Annotated in this window: 18 protein-coding genes; 11 read left to right on the top strand and 7 right to left on the bottom strand. The window is 68.6% G+C overall.

Annotated features, from left to right (window positions below; all coding sequences use genetic code 11):
- The first annotated feature begins 34 nt into the window (after positions 1–34).
- Positions 35–595, top strand: coding sequence for a hypothetical protein (locus tag EV648_RS15560; protein ID WP_132186826.1), 561 nt, complete (start codon positions 35–37; stop codon positions 593–595).
- On the opposite strand, the gene EV648_RS15555 is transcribed toward EV648_RS15560, so the two are convergent.
- The 5 genes from EV648_RS15555 to EV648_RS15540 all read right to left on the bottom strand — a co-directional run bounded on the left by EV648_RS15555 (position 536) and on the right by EV648_RS15540 (position 4,613).
- Complete coding sequence (locus EV648_RS15555; RefSeq protein WP_158293992.1) at positions 536–1,621, bottom strand: lanthionine synthetase LanC family protein; 1,086 nt, start codon at positions 1,619–1,621, stop codon at positions 536–538. The genes EV648_RS15560 and EV648_RS15555 overlap by 60 nt on opposite strands.
- A gap of 8 nt (positions 1,622–1,629) precedes the next feature.
- Positions 1,630–1,956, bottom strand: coding sequence for a hypothetical protein (locus EV648_RS42590; protein WP_158293991.1), 327 nt, complete (start codon positions 1,954–1,956; stop codon positions 1,630–1,632).
- Between the two features lie 42 nt (positions 1,957–1,998).
- A complete protein-coding gene (locus tag EV648_RS15550) occupies positions 1,999–2,520 on the bottom strand; it encodes a DUF6886 family protein (RefSeq protein ID WP_132291157.1) in 522 nt (173 codons plus the stop codon).
- A gap of 94 nt (positions 2,521–2,614) precedes the next feature.
- Positions 2,615–3,505, bottom strand: coding sequence for a M23 family metallopeptidase (locus EV648_RS15545; RefSeq protein ID WP_241995216.1), 891 nt, complete (start codon positions 3,503–3,505; stop codon positions 2,615–2,617).
- 217 nt (positions 3,506–3,722) lie between these two features.
- Entirely contained in the window at positions 3,723–4,613 is an 891-nt protein-coding gene (locus EV648_RS15540) for a triacylglycerol lipase (protein ID WP_132291154.1), read from the bottom strand.
- Between the two features lie 193 nt (positions 4,614–4,806).
- On the opposite strand from EV648_RS15540, the gene EV648_RS15535 reads away from it, so the two are divergent.
- From EV648_RS15535 to EV648_RS15520, 4 genes are all read left to right on the top strand, one after another.
- Positions 4,807–5,235, top strand: a complete 429-nt coding sequence (locus EV648_RS15535) for a cobalamin B12-binding domain-containing protein (protein ID WP_132291151.1) — start codon at positions 4,807–4,809, stop codon at positions 5,233–5,235.
- A gap of 448 nt (positions 5,236–5,683) precedes the next feature.
- Positions 5,684–6,940, top strand: a complete 1,257-nt coding sequence (locus EV648_RS15530; RefSeq protein WP_241995214.1) for an ABC transporter substrate-binding protein — start codon at positions 5,684–5,686, stop codon at positions 6,938–6,940.
- 91 nt (positions 6,941–7,031) lie between these two features.
- Entirely contained in the window at positions 7,032–8,099 is a 1,068-nt protein-coding gene (locus tag EV648_RS15525; protein WP_241995212.1) for a carbohydrate ABC transporter permease, read from the top strand.
- Entirely contained in the window at positions 8,099–8,977 is an 879-nt protein-coding gene (locus EV648_RS15520) for a carbohydrate ABC transporter permease (RefSeq protein ID WP_132186831.1), read from the top strand. The genes EV648_RS15525 and EV648_RS15520 overlap by 1 nt, the downstream gene beginning before the upstream one ends.
- Before the next feature lie 276 nt (positions 8,978–9,253).
- Here EV648_RS15520 and EV648_RS15515 read toward each other — a convergent pair whose 3' ends face one another.
- Entirely contained in the window at positions 9,254–10,894 is a 1,641-nt protein-coding gene (locus EV648_RS15515; RefSeq protein ID WP_132291145.1) for a glycoside hydrolase family 13 protein, read from the bottom strand.
- A 182-nt stretch (positions 10,895–11,076) separates the two neighbouring features.
- Between EV648_RS15515 and sucC the strand changes: the two genes are divergently transcribed.
- Both sucC and sucD read left to right on the top strand, forming a co-directional pair.
- On the top strand, positions 11,077–12,249 hold the full coding sequence (sucC, locus tag EV648_RS15510) for an ADP-forming succinate--CoA ligase subunit beta (protein WP_132291143.1): 1,173 nt from the start codon (positions 11,077–11,079) through the stop codon (positions 12,247–12,249).
- A 12-nt stretch (positions 12,250–12,261) separates the two neighbouring features.
- Positions 12,262–13,152, top strand: coding sequence for a succinate--CoA ligase subunit alpha (gene sucD, locus EV648_RS15505; protein ID WP_132291140.1), 891 nt, complete (start codon positions 12,262–12,264; stop codon positions 13,150–13,152).
- A 91-nt stretch (positions 13,153–13,243) separates the two neighbouring features.
- Here the strand turns inward: sucD and EV648_RS15500 are convergent, their stop codons facing one another.
- Positions 13,244–14,572 (bottom strand): hypothetical protein, encoded by a 1,329-nt coding sequence (locus EV648_RS15500; RefSeq protein ID WP_132291137.1) that lies wholly within the window; start codon positions 14,570–14,572, stop codon positions 13,244–13,246.
- A gap of 168 nt (positions 14,573–14,740) precedes the next feature.
- Between EV648_RS15500 and EV648_RS15495 the strand changes: the two genes are divergently transcribed.
- The 4 genes from EV648_RS15495 (at position 14,741) to glsA (ending at position 19,403) form a co-directional block, all read left to right on the top strand.
- The gene (locus EV648_RS15495) at positions 14,741–15,985 is read left to right on the top strand and encodes a DUF6350 family protein (RefSeq protein WP_132291134.1); all 1,245 of its coding nucleotides are present in this window, start codon (positions 14,741–14,743) and stop codon (positions 15,983–15,985) included.
- Positions 15,986–16,088: 103 nt separating this feature from the next.
- Entirely contained in the window at positions 16,089–16,721 is a 633-nt protein-coding gene (gene purN, locus EV648_RS15490) for a phosphoribosylglycinamide formyltransferase (RefSeq protein WP_132291131.1), read from the top strand.
- Complete coding sequence (gene purH, locus EV648_RS15485) at positions 16,718–18,277, top strand: bifunctional phosphoribosylaminoimidazolecarboxamide formyltransferase/IMP cyclohydrolase (RefSeq protein ID WP_132291128.1); 1,560 nt, start codon at positions 16,718–16,720, stop codon at positions 18,275–18,277. The genes purN and purH overlap by 4 nt, the downstream gene beginning before the upstream one ends.
- A 136-nt stretch (positions 18,278–18,413) precedes the next feature.
- Complete coding sequence (gene glsA / locus EV648_RS15480) at positions 18,414–19,403, top strand: glutaminase A (protein WP_132291125.1); 990 nt, start codon at positions 18,414–18,416, stop codon at positions 19,401–19,403.
- Positions 19,404–19,447: the final 44 nt, after the last annotated feature.

The following is a 19,447-nucleotide window of genomic DNA, read 5'->3' as shown; positions in this document are numbered from 1 at the left end:
GTGTTTTCGGCCCTCCCCGGACGAAGGTCCTGCCATGCCCAAGGCACCTGACAGCCACCGCCGGATCATCCTGGCGGGAGCGAATCCTGGCCTGCGGCTGTTCGACTCCGACGGCAAGGTCACCGCGTTCGCGTCGATCTGGACGGTCGACTGGTCGATCTGCGGCTCCGGTACGGCGGTCGTGCTCTGGTTCGACGGCATCGTCCGGGTGGTCTCGGAGGATGTCGACCTCGCGTCCTGGCTGGAGCGGTACTTCGTCCGCTCGTTCCTCGAGGTCCAGGGGCTGCCGTGGCACGAGCCCGCGATCGAGCGGGAACTCGTCCAGGTCTCGATGAACCTGGCGGACGGGCTGAGCGCGAAGGCGGCCGACATCCAGATCGAGATGGGCGGCGTGCTCGACCGGCGGCTGTTCGCCACCGACAACTTCCAGCTCGCCGCGGGCACCCACAGCCTCAGCCTGGTCATCGCCCCGGTCCGCTCCGCGACGGTCTCGATCGGCGGCGCGAGCGTGCCCGGCTTCGTCCAGGTCGACGGCTCAGCCGACCGGCCCGGCTCCTCCGCGTTCTTGACCACCGCCGAAGTGTGGCGCCGCTGAGCCGCTGACGGCCGGCTCCGCTCCGACCTGGGCCACTCCAGTCGGTGGCAGCGCGAACCAGGTCTCCATCCGCGGCAGCGACTCCGCCTTGGACCCGTCGGCGAGCACCCGCTCGGTCCGGAACAGGTACGCCGCGATCCCGGCCGCTCCCTGCATCCAGCCGACCCGCGGCTGCAGCAACGGCTCCGGCGCCCGATGCTCGACGAACCGCCAGTAGGCGTGCGGCCCGTCCACGAACGCCCGCTCGACCAACGCGTCGGCCAGCCGTACGGCGAAGTCCAGGTCCTGCTGGTCCCCGGACCGCTGCCAGGAGTCCAGGAAGACGTCGCCGACTCCCGCAGTACCGCAGCAGCGGCCGTCGTTGTCCCAGAAGCCGGGGTGAAGCCGCTCAGGCAGCCCCGACGTACGGACGCTGTGCAGGCTGCGCTGGTGCCAGGTCAGCGGCGGCACACCTCGGACCTCTTCGATACCGGCCTGGTCCAGCGCCAGGAAGAGCAAGGACGTCCCCGCCGCACCGTGACACCAGGTGAAGGTGACCTCGTCCTCATCGGTGGCATCGCTCGGGATATAGCGCGGTACGACGAACCCGCGGCCGTCCGTCACCCCGAGACTCACCAGGTGCTCCGCGCCACTCTGAGCGGCGGCAGCCAGCTCTGGGCGGTCCAGCTCGGCGGCAGCGAGCGCCACCGCGGCCGCGACCCCCGCGACGCCGTGCGACAGGTTGGGCATCTGCGTGCCCTCGGCCTCCGGCCGGAAGCGCTTGGCCACGAATGGCCAGTTCGTACCGCTCGGCAGGTGCTCAGCCTCAGCCAGCAACACGCGAGCAGCATGGTCACTCAGCTCGCAGGCGCCGTCCACCCCGTGCCGTCGAGCCCACAGCCCACCAAGCAGTACTCCGGCCGCACCCAGTGTCAGGTCATTGAAGCGAGCGCCTGGAAGGTAGGTAGGTGGCCCGAGCAGCGTCTGCGGCCAACCATCGGGCGTCGCGAGCTCCAGGAGCCGCCCGACTGCCGCTTCTGCCGGCACCGTGGCACCTAGTGCAGTGAGTACTCCGATGCCGCTGACCAGGCCGTCGAAGTACGTGCAGTCCGTGCTGTCGGCGATCCCACCGCTCGCTCGACGATCGCTCCCGCCAGGGTCTGCTCCTCGGCGGTCCACGGCCGGGACAGCCGGATCTCGGTCAGCACATGTGCGAGTCCGCCGACGCCGACGTACGTGCCGTCGCGCTCGAGCGGGATGTCCGGCACGTCAGCCCCGCCGACCTCCTCAGGGATCCAGGGCCCGTCCTGCCAGCGCACCTGGTCGAGCACCCAGCGCCAGGCGGACTCGGCCAGATCGCGATAAGGAGCCTCCGCCGTCACCGCTCAATGATGGCACCTCGCGAGCCGGCGGCTAACCCGTGCCTAACGCGGCAGGGCGTTCCGCAGGCGGATGCCGCTGAACTCGAGGGTGGAGGTGGTCACGGCATCCCAGAACTCGTGCAGCCGCGGCAGCACGCGGAGCTGGATCCCGGCCTCGGCGTGCAGCTCGAACAGGTCACCCACCCGCTCAGGCGGCCCCAACGGCGTCACCTCGGTCGTCGCCACCACGGCGGCCTCGGCCGGTTCGAACGGCTCGGCGGGAAGGTGGTACGCGTAGAGCTCGACCGTGCGGACGGCCTCCAGCCAGCCGTACTCGATCACATGGACCCGAGCGCCGCAGCCGTCCCCGATGATGCGGCTCTGGTCCGCGGGAGTGGTGTCCGGGCCGACCCAGGCCATGGCGCGAGGGCATTGCCGGGGGAACCAGTAGTCAGGAGCGCGATCGTGGCCGACGGCCCAGACGTACGGGGTGGTCTTCACCGAGGTCGGGGCGAGATGGGGCCGGAAGATGTCGATCGTCGGATCTTCGGAGAAATGCAGGACTTCACCAGGCGCCGGACGCATGCGCGGCAGCCTAACGGCGGAGTTGTCAGCGCCGCCAAAGCTTTACGTCCGTCTGAGGTTCAGAACCGGTCCGACGGAGCAGGAAGGGGCCGGCTCAGGGGTTGAGGCCGCAGTGGCTGCGGAGCCACGGCATCGGGTCGATCGGCTCGCCGGCGTCCGGGCGTACCTCGAAGTGCAGGTGCGGGCCGGTGGTGTTGCCGGTGACTCCGACCGCGCCGACCTGGTCGCCGGCGTACACGGTCTCGCCGACCGAGACGCTGAACTTCGACATGTGGTTGTACCAGGTCTCGGTGCCGTCCTCGTGCCGCACCCGGACCTGCCGGCCGTACGCCCCGGCGAACTCGGCGCTGACGACCTCGCCCTTCATCACCGAGCGGATCGGAGTGCCGATCGGGGCGGCGAAGTCGGTGCCGGTGTGGTTGCGGGCCCAGCGGCCGCCGCCCTGACCGAAGGTGGCGGTGATGTGGTAGCCGGAGATCATCATCTCGCAGCGGGTGGCTGAGGTGCGGAGCTTCTCTTCCGCCGCGTCGGCCGCGGCCTTGGCCTTGGCGAGGGCGGTGGCGCGCTTGGTGGTCAGCGCACGGGTGGCATCGAGCTTGGCGGCCCGGGCCTTCGCGGTCCGGTCGGCCGCGGCCTGCTTCTTGGTCAGATCAGCGCCGGACAGCTCGACGCGGGAGGAGTCACGGGTGGCGAGCTGGCGTCGCTCGATCCGCGCGGTGGTCAGGTCGGACAGTTGGCCGCTGCCCATGCTGAGCGCAGCAACGTTGACCGCTGAGTTCGCCTGGGTCGGTGAGGCCAGCGAGCTGTGGCTGAAGCCGACAGCTCCTGCCGCTGCCGCGAGGGCGGCGGTCAGTCCGACTACCTGGGTACTGCTCGGGGTGTTACGCCTGGCAACACGATGTTTGGCGCCGTGACGTCCTGCGCCGGGCTTGCGCGCAGCGTTGCCTGGCGTGTCGCGGCTAGCCGCGGCACGGTGCTGGGACACAACGTGGCCTTTCGGTCACAGGGGAGGGGCACTGTCCGCTCCCGGGAGATCTATTCCCCCCGGGGGCTCATGCACCATAACGGAACCGTCACGAGGCGACAAACCCCGCCACCCCCTTTTCGGCCTCTCCTTCACGAAACTTTTGCATGAGCCGCTGCACGTGCATCCGCCGAACCGCCGGGATAGCTGCTATGTCAGGAGCTAGTTGGCTGACGGGTCAGGCAACTGTGTCCTGTTCATCCAGATGCGCCAGCATCCCGGTGATCTGGTGCACCACTTCGCCGTGGAACGGCAGGGAGAGGTGGCCGACGCCGTTGATCCTGACATTGCGGGCGATCAGGTCCGGATGCCGGAGCCGGGCCCGCCGCTGCGGCACGATCAACTGGTCGACGTCGCTGTAGAACGCGACGAACCTGGTCCCGCAGTTCGGCGCCGGCTCGTCCAGCTCGGCCATCAGGTCGCTGTCCGGCCGGACCTGCTTCACCAGCGGCCACGGCAGCAGCCGGGCGGCCATGGTGCCCTGGTGTGGAGTCCCCAGCGTCACGCAGGTGTGCACGCGCTCGTCACCGCCGAGCCGCTGGACGTAGTATCGCGCGATCAGCCCGCCGAGGCTGTGCCCGATCACGTGAATCTGCTCGGACCCGGACTCCTCGCAGATCGCCTCGATCTCCGCGCCCATCCGTTCCGCCGTACTGCGGACGTCGAGCGTCAGGGGTGAGTAGGAGAAGGTGTGGATCCGGGTGAATCCCCGGCGGAGCAGCTGGCGCCGCATCAACGCGAAGACCGTGTGGTTGTCGACGATCCCGTGCGCCAGGAGGATCGGCGTACCGGCGGCGCGGACGTCGCCGACCAGCAGGCTGCGCTGGGCCGGGGTGAGTCCGTTGAGGGTCAGCCGGTTGGTGCGGTCACCGGAGCCGGTGACCAGACCGAGCGGGTACATCGCCAGATGGGTGGTGATCCAGCCGAGCTCCACGGCCGCGCCCTGCAGTACACGCGGGGACAGCGCCGAGCGGGCGCCGTACTTCAGCCCCTCGAGTGCCTCTCGGATGCTGCTCCGCGTCGCGGCATCCTGCGAGTTCCCCGGTTCGTCCACCGCCTCGGCACTCATGGCGACTCCTCACGCAGAATCAGACCCCCCGTCGTACTGGTCCGATCTCTTTCCACGGTAACCGGTTGTCTGGCCGCGTGGCCGGGAACACACACCTCCGTGTCTTATCCGTGAGGTGCGGCTCGGCTAACCTGCGAATGTCTGGATGACTGCCGCGGCGCAAGGCCGTGTCCACAGATCGAGAGGCCCACACATGCCAGCCACCAGCCCACTGCGGGTCGTCGTCGCCAAGCCGGGACTGGACGGCCACGACCGGGGCGCGAAAGTGGTCGCCCGGGCGCTGCGCGACGCCGGCATGGAGGTCATCTACACCGGGCTGCACCAGACCCCGGAGCAGATCGTCGAGACCGCGATCGCGGAGGACGCCGACGCGGTCGGCCTGTCGGTGCTGTCCGGCGCGCACATGACGCTGTTCAAGAAGGTCCGCGAACTGCTCACCGAGCGCGACGCGGACGACATCGTGGTGTTCGGCGGCGGGATCATCCCCGAGGCCGACCTGCAGCCGCTGGCCGAGCTCGGCGTGCACAAGATCTTCACCCCCGGCGCGACCACGGTCGAGATCGTCGAGTGGGTCCGGGCCAACGTCGGCGACGCCTCGGCCACCACTGCCCAGGACGCCTGACCGCCAGGAATCCTGACCCCGCAGGCAGCCTGATCCTGCGGGGGCTTGCGACGCGCCCGGCCGCAGCGCGCCATGCGACGGATCCGCTCCGGAGCGTGTCGGCGACTTTGTGCAGCCGATCCGGTGATTCCTGCCCTCCAGACGCTTGTTACTAATCGGTAATACCGAATCGTTAAGAAACACCTGGTTGTGCGCGGTGTCGAATCGCGGTCGCATACAGCCATGCGTTCCTCCGTCTTTCTACGGAGATCGGCAACGTGTGTGGCTCAGGACACATCGCCCCCGATCTCGGTTACTGTCCGGAGAAGGCCACTCGCAGGGCGGTGGGGGACTGCGAACGGCCGGCGCAGGATCAAGCGATGTCGCATCGGGAGAGGGCAGGTACACGATGAGGTTTGAACGATCACACACACGCAGGGCGGTCGCCGCGGCCGTCGCAGGCGGTCTTGTGCTGCTTGCGTCCGCGTGTGGTGGCGGGAACGATGAGAGCAGCGGAGGTACCTCGACCGGGGGAGCGCTTGAGGGTCGCGGCCCGATCAATTTTGCCACCGGCAAGGACACCTCCGGGAACCTGACGAACCAGGTCGCCGCGTGGAACTCGCAGCACCCGGACGAGAAGGTCACTGTCTCGGAGCTGCCTGAGTCCGCGGACCAGCAGCGCGCGCAGATGATCTCGAACGCGCAGAACAAGTCCGACGCGTTCAGCGTGCTGAACATGGATGTGGTCTGGACCGCCGAGTTCGCGGCCAACCGCTGGGTCACCGAGTTGCAGCCGAGCGAGTTCCCGGACCTGGGGAAGTTGCTGCCGTCAACGGTCGACACCGCGAAGTACCGCGACAAGCTGTACGGCATCCCGGTCACGTCCGACGGCGGTCTGCTGTACTACCGCAAGGACCTGCTGGACAAGGCCGGTCTGCAGCCGCCGAAGACCTGGGAAGAGATGGTCACCGCCTGTACCAAGGTGAAGGCACTGCCAGAGGGCAAGAACATCGGCTGCTACTCGGGTCAGTTCGAGAAGTACGAGGGCCTGACCGTCAACTTCTCCGAGGCCGTCAACGGCGCCGGTGGAGTCGTCGTCGGTGACGACGGCAAGCCGAACGTGGACACCCCGGAGGCGCTGGCCGGTCTGACCGCGCTGACCGAGGGCTTCAAGACGGGCTTCATCCCGAAGGCCGCCATCACCTACAAGGAAGAGGAAGGCCGCCGGGCGTTCCAGGAGGGCAACCTGCTCTTCCACCGCAACTGGCCGTACGTGTACGCGAAGGCACAGGCGAAGGACGGCTCGTCGAAGATCGCCGGCAAGTTCGCCGTCGCGCCGCTGCCGGGCCAGACCGGTGCGGGCGTGTCCACCCTGGGTGGTCACAACTACGCGATCTCGGAGTTCGCCAAGAACAAGGCGACCGCGGCGGACTTCATGAAGTTCATGTCCAGCGAGGAGCGGCAGAAGGCGAACATCGAGAAGACGTCGCAGGCGCCGACCTGGGCCTCGCTGTACGACGACCCCACGCTGAACAAGCAGTTCCCGTACCTGGCTCCGCTGAAGGCCTCGATCGAGAGTGCGAAGTCGCGGCCGAAGGTGGTCAAGTACGGCGACGTCACCACCGCGATCCAGGAGGCGGCGTACGGCGCTCTGACCGGCACGATGACGCCGAAGGACGCGTTGGCCGGACTGCAGACCAAGTTGAGCTCGCTCATCACGCAATGACCGAAGCGGCGGGGCCGGCGCGCAGCTTCACAGCTACGTGCCGGCCCCGGCGTGTCGCTGCCCGCAGGCGGGCAGAGAGAAGGAGGCAGAGGTGAGTACAACCGCCCCGGTCGCAGAGCGGCCGACGCCGGAAACCACCAAGAAGCCCAAGCGGCAGACCTCGTTCAACGAGGGAACCGGTCGGCTGGCCGCGCTGCTGCTGTCGCCGACCATGATCGTGCTGATCCTCGTGGTCGGGTTGCCGATCCTCGCGGCGTTGCGCGAGTCGCTGTACACGAGCGGTCAACAGATCGACGAGTCGGGCTTCATCGTCCAGGGCTCCAAGTTCGTGGGGCTCGACAACTACACGGCGATCTTCTCCGGCGAGACCGGGACCCGATTCTGGAACGCCTTCTACAACACCACGTTCTTCACCGTCGCCTGTGTGGTCCTGGAGACCGTGCTGGGTGTCATGATGGCCCTGGTGATGCACAAGGCGTTCAGGGGCCGCGGCATCGTGCGGGCCAGCATCCTGGTCCCGTGGGCGATCCCGACCGTCGTCTCGGCGCTGCTGTGGAAGTGGATCTTCCAGGCCGACGGTATCGCCAACGAGATGCTCGGCACCCAGATCCTGTGGTCCACCGAGGGCTGGCAGTCGGTGCTGTCGGTCATCGTCGCCGACACCTGGAAGACCGCGCCGTTCATCGGGCTGCTGGTGCTCGCGGGCCTGCAGACGATTCCGACCGACGTGTACGAGGCGGCGAAGGTGGACGGCGCCAGCGTCTGGCAGACGTTCACCCGGATCACCATGCCGCTGGTGAAGCCGGCACTGCTGGTGGCAGTGCTGTTCCGCATCCTCGACACGCTGCGGATCTTCGACCTGCCGTTCGTGCTGGTCGGCCCGAACAAGGAGTCGGTCGAGACGCTGTCGATCCTGGCGTACCTCGAAGCCAACCAGACCCGGTACGGGCCGGCGGCGGCGTACGCGACTTTGCTGTTCATCTACGTCGCCGTGGTCGCGTACGTGTTCGTGAAGCTGCTCGGTGCCGACGTGTTCGGTGACGCCATCCAGCGGAAGACGAAGAAGAACGGCAGGAACGGGCGAGGCCGGGGCAAGCAGACGGACCCAGGCGCTCCGGTGGCCGGACTGACCGCCGGTGGCGGCTTAGGAGGTGAATGATGACTGTTGTTGCTGAGAAGGCCCCAAGGGTGATCGACGTCAAGGCGGCCGAGGCGCCGTGGTACCGGCGCTGGCTGCCGCTGATCGGTGTCGCGGTGATCGTGCTCTACTGCCTGGTGCCGTTCTTCTGGATGGTGGTGTCGTCGCTGCGGCGGCCGGCCGACCAGTTCGACAACTCGATCATTCCGTCGCCCATTTCGCTGGACAACTTCAAAGACGTCTTCAAGTCCGGCACCGGGTTCCAGCGTGGTCTGCTGAACAGCCTGATCGTGGCCGGCACGGTGACAGTCCTGACGCTGGTCATCGGGATGGTGGCGGCCTACACGCTGGCCCGGCTGGAGTTCCGGGGCAAGAACTTCGTGCTGGCGATCATCATCGTCACCTCGATGTTCCCGGGGATCTCGCTGGTGATCCCGCTGAAGAAGCTGTTCGTCAACATCGACTGGATCAACACCTACCAGGCGATGATCGTGCCCAGCCTGTCGTTCGCGCTGCCACTGGCGGTGTGGCTCCTGACCGCGTTCTTCCGACAAATGCCACGAGAGCTCGAGCAGGCCGCGATGGTGGACGGCTGTACGCCGGCCCAGGCGTTCCGCAAGGTGATCCTCCCGCTGGCCGCACCGGGTGTGTTCACCACCGCGATCATCACCTTCATCGCGGCCTGGAACGAGTTCCTGATCGCGCTGAGCATGGTGAACAAGAAGGAGTACCAGACCGCCAACGTGGTGATCTCGCAGTTCACCGGTGCGTCGGGACGTGACCAACCGTTCGGCAGCCAGATGGCCGCCGGTGTGGTGGTGACCATTCCGCTGGTGATCGCCGTGCTGCTGTTCCAGCGCCGGATCGTCGCCGGACTGACCGCCGGTGGCGTCAAGTAGCAGCGGTACCGACGGGCTGAAGGTGGCGTATCGTCGCTGCCGTGAGGTCGGAGGTGTGAGATGAGCTACGGAGACGAGCGAAACCGTCGGGACCGGGAAGATCGGGACCGCCGGGACCGCGAGGAACAGGACCGCCGGGACCGAGAAGACCGGGACCGTCGCGATCGGGAAGAGCAGGACCGACGCGATCGGGACAGGCGCTAGACAGCAGTGAGAACAGATGAAGAGGGCTGGAACCGGCAACGGTTCCAGCCCTCTTCATTCATCACTGGATGGTCAGACCTGCAGCCAGACAGAGGCGTCGGCCGGTAGTTTGCCGTCGACCAGCGGTTCGCTGGAGAGCAGTACTTCAGCGGAGTCCGGCAGTTCGATCGTCTGCTCCCCGAGGTTCACCACGCAGCGGAAGCCCGGGTCGCGGGTGAAGGACAGCACCCCGGCGGGAGCATCCTCGTCCCACGTCATCCGGCCCTCGCCGAGGGCTTCCTGCTCACGCCGGACGCGCAGCGCCGCCCGGTAGAGAGCCAGGTGGCTCTCCGGGTCGCTCGCCTCGGCCTCGGCGGTCAGCGGAGCCCAGTCGGCCGGCTGCGGCAACCACGGCTGCCCCTCGCCAGGACCGAACCCGTACGGCGGTTCGCTGCCGCTCCAGGGGACCGGCACCCGGCAGCCGTCACGGCCACGCCGGCTGTGCCCCGACCGCCTCCAGGTCGGGTCGTCCAGGACCTCTTCAGGCAGGTCCTCGACTTCCGGCAGGCCGAGCTCGTCCCCTTGGTAGACGTACGCGCCACCCGGGAGCGCCAGCTCTAGGAGAGCCGCCGCCCTGGCCCGGCGTCGACCGAGCTCGAGATCGGTCGCCACTGTGCCCGCAGGGGCGAGGGCCTCGCGCTGGTCACGCCCGTACCGGGTGCGGTGCCGGATGGTGTCGTGGTTGCTCAGCACCCAGGTCGCCGGAGCCCCGACGGCCCACAGGTTCTCGGTGGTGTGGTCGATGACGTCGCGGAGCGCCTTGGCGTCCCACGGACACTGCAGGACGTCGAAGTTGAACGCGGAGTGCAACTCGTGCTGCCGGACGTACTGCGCGAGCCGCTCCGCCGGGGACAGCCAGGCCTCGGCGACGAACACCCGCGGCCCCTGCGGCGTGTCAGCGTACTCGTCGGCGATCGCGCGCCAGCGCTGGTGGATCAGGTGCACGCCGGGCTGGTCGTAGTACGGGTGGCCGACGTACTTCTCGTGGGTCGGCTCGCCATTGTGCAGCGAGACGTCGGGCAGCGTCGCGTCCTTGGCCATCGAGTCGGCCACGTCGATCCGGAAGCCGTCGACGCCGCGGTCGAACCAGAACCGCAGGATCGAGTCGAACTCGGCGATCACGTCCGGGTGGTCCCAGTTCCAGTCCGGCTGCGAGTTGTCGAACAGGTGCAGGTACCACTGGCCGTCGTCGATCTGCTGCCAGGCCGGCCCACCGAAGGCGGACGGCCAGTTCGTCGGCGGCTGACCGTTCGGCAAGCTGTCACGGAACCAGAACCGGTCCCGCTCGGGCGAGCCCTTGCCGGCGGCCAGCGCGGCCTTGAACCACGGGTGCTCCCAGGAGCAGTGGTTCGGCACCAGGTCGATCAGGATCCGCAGCCCGAGCGCGTGCGCCTCCTCGATCAGCGCGTCCGCGTCCGCCAGCGTGCCGAACATCGGGTTGATGTCGCGGTAGTCGGCCACGTCGTAGCCGCCGTCGAGCAGCGGGGACGGGTACCACGGACTGATCCAGATCGCGTCGACGCCGAGATCGGCCAGGTAGGGCAGCCGGGCCCGGATCCCGGTCACGTCGCCGGTGCCGTCACCGTTCGCGTCGGAGAATGACCGCGGGTAAACCTGGTAGACGACGGCACTACGCCACCAGTCGTCAACTGGTCTGGTCGAAGGTTCTGTCATGTGATCCAGCCTTTCACGCAGCCGCAAGGGTGCTGTGACGGTCGTCTCAGCGTGTACCCCGACTGTCGCGCCGGGCACCGAGGTGGCTAGTCTCAGGCCGACGGAACGCGCCGGCGACCGTGCCTCTCCGCACCGCAGCCCGCCGCGGCCCAACTCGAACAGGCGAGAGAGGGACCACAGTCGTGGACTTGATGGAGTACCAGGCGAAGACTGTCTTCGCCAAGCACGGTGTACGGACGACGGTGGGTGAAGTCGTCCACACGCCCGAGGAAGCCCGCGCGGCGGCCGAGAAGCTCGGCGGCACGGTGGTCGTGAAGGCCCAGGTGCTGACCGGCGGCCGCGGCAAGGCCGGCGGCGTCAAGCTGGCGTCCTCGCCCGGCGAGGCGGAGGAGAAGGCCCGCGAGATCCTGGGCCTGGACATCAAGGGTCACATCGTCAAGACCCTGAACATCGTGCCGGCCGCGGCGATCGCCGAGGAGTACTACTTCTCCTTCCTGATCGACCGCGCCAACCGCAACTACCTGTGCATCGCCTCCGCCGCCGGCGGCATGGAGATCGAGGAGGTCGCGCACACGAACCCCGACGCGGTCGCCAAGATCTCCATCGACCCGGCCACCGGGGTGGACGAGGCCAAGGCGCGCGAGATCGCCACCCAGGCCGGTTACCCGGCCGACGTGATCGACGCCGTCGCCCCGGAGATCGTCAAGCTGTACGAGGTCTTCCTGGCCGAGGACGCGACGCTGGTCGAGGTGAACCCGCTGGTCAAGCTCAAGGACGGCAACGTCGAGGCGCTGGACGGCAAGGTCAGCCTGGACGAGAACGCCGACTTCCGGCACCCGGAGTTCGCCGAGTTCGCCGACTCCTCCGCCGAGGATCCGCTGGAGGCCATGGCGAAGGCCAAGGGCCTGAACTACGTGAAGCTCGACGGTTCCGTCGGCATCATCGGCAACGGCGCCGGCCTGGTCATGTCGACCCTCGACGTGGTCGCCTACGCCGGTGAAGAGTTCGGCGGCGTCAAGCCGGCCAACTTCCTCGACATCGGCGGCGGCGCTTCCGCCGAGGTGATGGCGAACGGCCTGGAGATCATCATCTCCGACCCGCAGGTGGAGAGCGTGTTCGTGAACGTCTTCGGCGGCATCACCGCCTGTGACGCGGTCGCGAACGGCATCGTGCAGGCGTTCGAGCTGCTGGCCGGCCGCAACGAGCACGTGAGCAAGCCGCTGGTCGTGCGGCTGGACGGCAACAACGCCGAGGAGGGCCGCCGGATCCTCGACGAGGCCGGCCTGGCCGGACTCGAGCGGGTCGACACGATGGACGGCGCCGCCAAGCGGGCCGCCGAGCTGGCTGCGAAGTAAGGGATCGCTGAAATGTCTATCTTCCTGACCAAGGACAGCAAGGTCATCGTCCAGGGTATGACCGGCTCGGAGGGCACCAAGCACACCACCCGGATGCTTGCCTCCGGCACCAACATCGTCGGTGGCGTGACCCCGGGCAAGGGCGGCCAGTCGGTCGACTTCAACGGCCAGGCGGTGCCGGTCTTCGGCTCGGTCGACGAGGCCGTCAAGGAGACCGGCGCCGACGTGTCGGTCGTCTTCGTGCCGCCGAAGTTCACCAAGGGCGCCGTGATCGAGGCGATCGACGCGGGCATCCCGCTCGTCGTGGTGATCACCGAGGGCGTGCCGGTGCACGACACCGCCGCGTTCTTCGCGCACGCGCAGGCCTCCGGCACCACCCGGATCATCGGGCCGAACTGCCCGGGCATCATCACCCCCGGCGAGGCCAACGCCGGCATCATCCCGGCGAACATCGCCGGCGCCGGCCGGATCGGCCTGGTGTCGAAGTCGGGCACGCTGACCTACCAGATGATGTACGAGCTGAGCGACATCGGCTTCTCCAGCGCGATCGGCATCGGCGGCGACCCGATCATCGGGACGACGCACATCGACGCGCTGCAGGCGTTCCAGGACGACCCGGACACCGACGCGATCGTGATGATCGGCGAGATCGGCGGCGACGCCGAGGAGCGGGCGGCGGCGTTCATCAAGGACAACGTCACCAAGCCGGTCGTCGGCTACGTGGCCGGCTTCACCGCCCCCGAGGGCAAGACGATGGGCCACGCCGGCGCCATCGTGTCCGGCTCCTCGGGCACCGCGGCCGCCAAGCAGGAGGCCCTCGAGGCCGTCGGCGTCAAGGTCGGCAAGACTCCGACCGAGACCGCCAACCTGATGCGCGAGATCATGCTGTCGCTGACCAAGTAACACAAACAGCACACCCAGCACGCACGAACGGCCCCCGGGATCCCCGGGGGCCACTTCGTTCCCCTGTACTCCGGCGCCCGGAGTACAGGGGCTACTTGAAGGTGGCGGAGCGTTCGGCGGCGCGGACCAGCACCTCGTTGAACGCGGTGTCGCTGATGTCGAGGTTCTTCAGCACCGGGTAGAGGATGTAGACGGCGCGGTCCCCCGTGGCCGCAATGCCGATCCGGTAGGTGAAGATCTTGCCGCCACCGGTGTCGTAGGAGGCCCGCCAGCTCTCGCCCTTGATGCTGGGCAGCGCCAGTGTGCCGGTCGCCTTCACGGTCGCGTTGGAGGTGGTCTTCTTGCAGTTGTCCACGTTCTTGCGGATCCCGGTGACGAAGGTGCTCGTCGCGACCGGGGTGGCGAACTTCGCGACCATCGTGTCCAGGCCGAACTCGGTCGGCACCTTGGCGTCCGGCGCGACGTACGTCTGCGACTTGTACTTCGCCGCCCTGGCCTTCTTCAGGTCGATCTTCTCGCAGCCGGTGCCGTTCCGGGTGGTGCTGGCGGCGCTGACCCAGGGGGTGTCGATGCTGTCCAGGATCGGCAGGTCGATCGGGGCCATGAAGCCGGCCGGCTCGGAGGTGGGGAGCAGAGCGACCCTGGCGGCCGGGGTGCCCGTGGTGCACTCGGCCTCGGCGCAGATCCGCTTCAGCCCGGCGCTCGCGGCACCCATCACGCCGTACGGCTTCGGGGCCACCTTGCCGGTGCTGTCGTGCTCCATCACCATCGTCGTCTGCCCGGCGGTGGACACGCTGACCGTCCGGTACTTGTTGATCTTCTCGCCGGGCTGTCCGAACACCGCGACGACGCCCTTGTCGCCGAGCCCGGTGGTGCTGTAGCTGGAGATCAGCCGGTACTGCGGGGTCGCGCACTGGCTGAGCCAGCCGAGGATCGTGGTGTAGGCCTTGCCGGCGGCGGCCGCGTCGTTGGAGACCTCGAGGTACTGAACCGCGGTGTCCTTGGTGGTGGCGTTCTTGAAGTTGCGCACCCACGTCCGGATACCGGCCGGATCCGCGAACCGCTGCGACTGGCAGACGAAGGAACGGTCAGGCGCGCTGCTGCCGTCGGCCGTGCCGGCGACCGTCCAGACGCCGGTCGCGGACAGCGGCTTGGCGGCCGGCCCGTCGAGCAGGACCTTGGCGTCGGACAACATCTTCGAGGCGCCGCCCGACTTGTCGTCGCCGCCGCTCGACTTGGCCTCGCCGGCGGAGCCGTCGCCGCCGAAGGCGTTCACGGCGGCGATGCCACCGCCGCCGACCAGGACCAGCACGGCTACTCCCGCGCCGATCAACTGGTTCCTGCGCCGCGCCTGCTGGCGACGCGCCTCCCGGGCGGCGGCACGACTGCCGCCCCGCGGGGCGCGGTGGGAACCGGTCATCTAACTCTTGACCTCCAGACTGATTCCACCCGACGGTACCCGGTGGTCCGCCCTGATCCACCGCGAGGTACGACACACAAGGACACAGAGAGCAAGCCGGGCCGAAGTCTTCCATATCCGGCGTGTCAGAACGAGCAGTCCCCCGGCAGCGAGCGACGATGGAGCGAGATGACCGACATGCTGAGCCGTCCGGGCGCCCGTGACGGCGGACCCCACCAGGCGCCCGGACCCGCCCAGTCCGACGCCGGCACCCCGACGAAGCCGGTGATCGTCTCGGCCGTGATCGGCGCGGGCGCCTGCCTGCTCACCGGCCTGCTGGCCTGTGCGGCCGTCGCAGTGGTCGGCTGGCTGGCCGCGGCCTTCGGTGGTGCGTCCGGCGCGGTCCGGGCCGGCGCCACCGTCTGGCTGGTCGCGCACAAGACCAGCGCGACTCTGGGTGACGCGTCGCTCACCGTCGCGCCGCTGGGGCTGACGCTGTTCCTCGCCTGGTGTCTGTATCGCGGTGGCAAGTTCACTGCTCGGGTCAGTGCCGCCGACGAGCCCAAAGACCTGGCCATCGCCTCCGCGGTGTTCGCCGTGACCTACGGGTTGGGCGCACTGATCATCGCGCTGCTCACCTCGGACGGCTCGGTGAAGGTCTCGCCGATGTCGGCCTTCCTCGGTGCTGCCTCGCTGGCGCTGATCGCCGGTGCCGCCGGGATCCTGGTGGAGTCCGGTGCTGCCGCGGATATCGCCGACGCGACGCCGCAGGGCCTCCGCGACGCGATCCCCGCCGCCTTGGCCGCCGCGCTCACCGTCTTCGCCATCGCGAGCCTCCTGTACGCCGTGGTGCTGGCCGTGCACTTCTCCCGGGTCACCTCGATGCTGGAGTTGCTCGACGCCGGCGCGGTCGGATCCGTGGTGCTCTTCGCGATCTGCCTGATGTTGTTGCCGAACGTGATCCTGTACGTCGTGGGGTTCCTCGCCGGCCCGGGGTTCCAGTTGGGCGTGGGGACCACGATCGCCCCGACCGGGGTGGACGTGGGGAGCCTCCCAGCGCTGCCGCTGCTGGCCGGAGCACCGGAGGACGGGGCCACACCGACGTACCTGCTGGTGCTGACGGCTCTGGTTCCGCTCGTGGCTGGGGCGGTCGCTGGGCTGGTCGTGGCTCGGCGGGGGTTGGCGGCGGAGGACTCGGAGGCGCTGGGCTGGGATGCCTTCGCTCTGCGTGGGTGTATCGCCGCTCTGCTTGCCGCGGTTGGGCTGCTCGTGCTGATGGTGCTGTCGGGCGGTTCTGCGGGGCCGGGCCGGATGGCCGAGGTCGGGATTCCCGCGGCGCTGCCGGCGGCCGGAGTACTGGGGGCCGGGATGGCGATCGGCGCCGCGATCACCGCGGGCATCGTGGCCGCTCGGCGGCCGCAAGCAACCGTTTGAATCGCGGCTGAACCACGGCTGAGCGGCCGCTGAGCTGCGGGGCGGTTGGGCGCTCGCTGCCCGGATGCGGGTCGGACGGGGGTCGGGCGATAGGGTTTGCGGCGTGACAGACCCGGTTGCGCCCTCTCCTGAGCCCGCGCGTCTCGTCGTGCTCATCTCCGGTTCGGGCTCGAACCTGCAGGCCCTGCTCGACGCCTGTACCGACCCGGCGTACGGCGCCCAGGTGGTCGCCGTCGGCGCGGATCGCGAGGGCATCGCCGGGCTGGACCGTGCCGACGCCGCAGGTGTGCCGACCTTCGTGCACAAGGTCAAGGACCACACCGAGCGGGCCGACTGGGATCGCGCGCTGACCGCGTCCGTCGCGGAGTACAAGCCCGATCTGGTCATCTCGGCCGGGTTCCTCAAGCTCGTCGGCGACGACTTCCTGACCAGCTTCGGGGACCGCTACATCAACACCCACAACGCGCTGCTGCCGGCCTTCCCCGGCATCCACGGACCGCGCGACGCGCTCGAGTACGGCGTCAAGGTGGCCGGCGCGACCCTGTTCTTCGTCGACGGCGGGGTGGACACCGGGCCGATCATCGGCCAGGTCGTCGTGCCGGTCGAGGACGACGACACCGAAGAAACCCTGACGGAGCGGATCAAGGAGGTCGAGCGCCGCCAGTTGGTGGAATGGGTCGGCCGGCTGGTCCGCGACGGCTGGACCATCACCGGACGAAAGGTCAGAACGAAGTGAGCACCGACCGCAGGCCGATCCGCCGGGCGCTGATCAGCGTCTACGACAAGACCGGCTTGGAGGAGCTCGCGAAGGCGCTGTCCGACGCCGGGGTCCAACTGGTGTCGACCGGTTCCACCGCCGCCCGGATCGCCGCGGCCGGCGTACCGGTGACCAAGGTGGAGGAGCTGACCGGGTTCCCCGAGTGCCTGGACGGGCGGGTCAAGACGCTGCACCCGAAGGTGCACGCGGGCCTGCTCGCGGACGTCCGGCAGCCGACGCACGTGGAGCAGCTCGCCGAGATGCGGGTCGAGCCGTTCGACCTGCTGGTGAGCAACCTGTACCCGTTCACCGAGACCGTCGCGTCCGGCGCCTCGACCGACGAGTGCATCGAGCAGATCGACATCGGCGGTCCGTCGATGGTCCGAGGCGCCGCGAAGAACCACGCGAACGTCGCCGTGGTGGTCTCGCCGTCGCGCTACGACGAGATCCTGGCCGCGCTGGCCGAGGGTGGGTTCTCCCTGGAGCAGCGGCAGCGCCTGGCCGCCGAGGCGTTCGTGCACACCGCGTCGTACGACGTGGCCGTCGCCTCCTGGATGGGCAGCGTGCTCACCGACACCAGCGAAGGCACCGGGTTCCCCGCGTGGGCCGGTGCGACCTGGGAGAAGTCGGCGGTTCTCCGGTACGGCGAGAACCCGCACCAGCCGGCCGCGTTGTACGTGAACGGCCGGGGTGGTCTCGCCTCCGCGGAGCAGCTGCACGGCAAGGAGATGTCGTACAACAACTACGTCGACGCGGACGCGGCCCGGCGTACGGCCTACGACTTCAGCGAGCCGGCCGTCGCGATCATCAAGCACGCGAACCCGTGCGGCATCGCCGTCGGCAAGGACATCGCCGAAGCCCACCGCCGCGCCCACGAGTGCGACCCGGTCTCGGCGTACGGCGGTGTGATCGCCACCAACGCGCCCGTCTCGGTGGAGATGGCCAAGCAGGTCGCGGAGATCTTCACCGAGGTGCTCGTCGCCCCGGCCTTCGAGGACGGCGCGGTCGAGATCCTGCAGGGCAAGAAGAACATCCGCCTGCTGGTGGCGGAGCCGCTGTCGCGGGGCGATGCCGTCGAGACCCGCGCGATCAGCGGCGGTCTTCTGATGCAGCACGCCGACCGCTTCCAGGCGCCCGGTGACGACCCGTCCGCCTGGCAGCTCGCCGCAGGCCCGGCTGCTTCCGCAGAGGTGCTGGCTGATCTGACCTTCGCCTGGAAGGCCTGCCGCGCGGTCAAGTCCAACGCGATCCTCCTCGCCTCCGACGGCGCCTCGGTCGGCGTCGGCATGGGCCAGGTCAACCGCGTCGACTCCTGCCGCCTCGCAGTCTCCCGAGCCGGCGATCGTGCTCCGGGGTCCGCGGCTGCTTCGGACGCCTTCTTCCCGTTCCCGGACGGTCTCGAGGTGCTCATCGAGGCCGGCGTCAAGGCAGTCGTCCAACCAGGCGGCTCCATCCGGGACGACCAGGCCATCGAAGCCGCCACCAAGGCCGGCATCACGATGTACTTCACCAACACCCGCCACTTCTTCCACTAGCACACCCGTGACGACCAACCGGTCGTGCCGCGGAAACCGCAGGCCCTGGACGGAATCATCCGTCTGGGGTGATGGCCGCGCTCCTCCTGCCGCCGACACTTGCTGACAGTCAGCGTGCGAATGGAGAGCGCAGTCCATGACAACGGACCCGGCAGCGAAGGCACCTTACGTTTCGACCGGTAACCTCCCACCCGCCGACCGTGTGCAGCTCATTGTGAACGACGCTTATGAGCGCTTCCGAGCTGACGCCGACGGGGAGCTGTCACGGGTGTATCCGTCGCTCGCGGCGGTCGATCCTGACAAGTTCGGTATCTGTGTCGCTAATACCCGGGGTCTCACGGCAATAGCGGGCGATGCGGATGTCGAGTTCTCGATCATGAGCGTCGCGAAACCGTTCGTGTTCGCGCTGATGTGTGCGATGCACGGTCCTGACACGGTCGCACGGTTTGTCGGTGTCAACGCGACGGGCAAGAAGTTCAACTCCGTTTCCGCGATCGAGGACCGGCCTGACGGCAGGACCAACCCGATGGTGAATCCGGGGGCGATCGCGACAGCGAGCATGGCGCCCGGAAACGACCTCGAAGAGAAGTGGCGGTTCCTGCAGGAGGGTTTGTCGCGCTTTGCGGGCCGGGCGCTGTCGCTCGACGAGGAGATCTTCGCGTCGGCCTCGGCGACCAACTCGGTCAATCGCGCCATCGGTGACCTGTTGCGCGGCTACGGCAGGCTGGCAACCGACTCGGAAGCGACGGTCGACCTGTACACCAGGCAGAGTTGCCTGCGGGTCAGCGCTCGCGACCTCGCGGTGATGGCAGCGACGCTCGCGGCCGGGGGTGTGAATCCCTTGACAGGTGAGAAGGTCGTGGATCAGGTGAGCTGCCGGTGCGCCCTCGTCGTGATGGCGACGTCCGGGCTGTACGAAACCTCCGGCGAGTGGCTGTACACCATCGGGTTGCCGGGCAAGAGTGGCATCGGGGGCGGAATCGTCATGGTGTCACCCGGCAAGGGTGGGCTGGGGACCTTCGCGCCGCGGCTCGATGCGGCCGGCAACAGTGTGAAGGGGCAGCTCGCCGCAGCCTTCCTCTCCCGCCAACTCGGCCTCGACCTGTTCGTGTCGGAGCCCGACTGACAAGCGACGCGAGCATGGCTCCCTCGTCGGTCACCCCGTCGCGG

Origin of the sequence: Kribbella sp. VKM Ac-2568 (assembly GCF_004345365.1) — a bacterium.
Lineage (GTDB): Bacteria > Actinomycetota > Actinomycetes > Propionibacteriales > Kribbellaceae > Kribbella > Kribbella orskensis.
Note: the sequence above shows the minus strand (reverse complement) of the source record. Positions and strands in the feature narration are given on the sequence as shown.

Bases quoted from the DNA above. Each gene is read 5' to 3' on its own strand.
- EV648_RS15495 (WP_132291134.1), top strand. From the start codon at position 14,741: ATGACCGACATGCTGAGCCGTCCGGGCGCCCGTGACGGCGGACCCCAC.
- EV648_RS15560 (WP_132186826.1), top strand. From the start codon at position 35: ATGCCCAAGGCACCTGACAGCCACCGCCGGATCATCCTGGCGGGAGCG.
- EV648_RS15540 (WP_132291154.1), bottom strand. From the start codon at position 4,613: ATGAGTGCCGAGGCGGTGGACGAACCGGGGAACTCGCAGGATGCCGCG.
- EV648_RS15550 (WP_132291157.1), bottom strand. From the start codon at position 2,520: ATGCGTCCGGCGCCTGGTGAAGTCCTGCATTTCTCCGAAGATCCGACG.
- EV648_RS15535 (WP_132291151.1), top strand. From the start codon at position 4,807: ATGCCAGCCACCAGCCCACTGCGGGTCGTCGTCGCCAAGCCGGGACTG.
- EV648_RS15515 (WP_132291145.1), bottom strand. From the start codon at position 10,894: ATGACAGAACCTTCGACCAGACCAGTTGACGACTGGTGGCGTAGTGCC.
- EV648_RS15520 (WP_132186831.1), top strand. From the start codon at position 8,099: ATGACTGTTGTTGCTGAGAAGGCCCCAAGGGTGATCGACGTCAAGGCG.
- glsA (WP_132291125.1), top strand. From the start codon at position 18,414: ATGACAACGGACCCGGCAGCGAAGGCACCTTACGTTTCGACCGGTAAC.
- EV648_RS15500 (WP_132291137.1), bottom strand. From the start codon at position 14,572: ATGACCGGTTCCCACCGCGCCCCGCGGGGCGGCAGTCGTGCCGCCGCC.
- sucD (WP_132291140.1), top strand. From the start codon at position 12,262: ATGTCTATCTTCCTGACCAAGGACAGCAAGGTCATCGTCCAGGGTATG.